Annotated in this window: 1 pseudogene; it reads right to left on the reverse strand. The window is 75.9% G+C overall.

Annotated elements, in window-relative coordinates:
* Positions 1-270, reverse strand: a pseudogene (locus ACYVE9_RS30630) (hypothetical protein); the annotation flags it as partial.
* Between the last annotated feature and the right edge of the window lie 241 nt (positions 271-511).

Consider the following 511-nt stretch of genomic DNA (forward strand, 5'->3'; position numbering starts at 1 on the left):
CGGGGGTGTGGGCGTGGGCGGACCCGGGGCCGGTGTGCTCGGCGTCGGTCTGGGGGAGGGGCTCGGTGGCGGCTGCGCGGGCACGCACGCGTCCGTCAGCGGCTCGCTGCTGCCCAGCGCCTGTTCCAGGACGTCGTGCAACACCCGGTCGGGATCGTGGTACGCACAGGCGTCGGCATGTGCGGGTGAGCTGCCGAAGGGCACGCCCAGGGCCAGCGCCGCTGCCGCCGCCACGCCGGCGGTGACCCGCCCGAGATGCCCTGTCGTCATGATCGTGATGGTGGGCCCCGCCCGCCCCGGAAACGGCGGAACGCACCGTGGTTCCCCGGTTCGGGTGAAAACCGGTCGACGGCGTAACCCCGGTGCCGGGGCCGGGTTCAGGCGGTGCGGCCCGGCGGGTTGTCCAGCACCGCCCGGACCACCGAGTGCGCCGCGCCCAGCAACGGCCCGTCCGAGCCCAGCCGGGACACCGCGAGCGCCGGGCCGTCCGTCATCCGCCGGGACATCTCCC

The sequence above is a fragment of the Streptomyces sparsus genome, assembly GCF_054776295.1.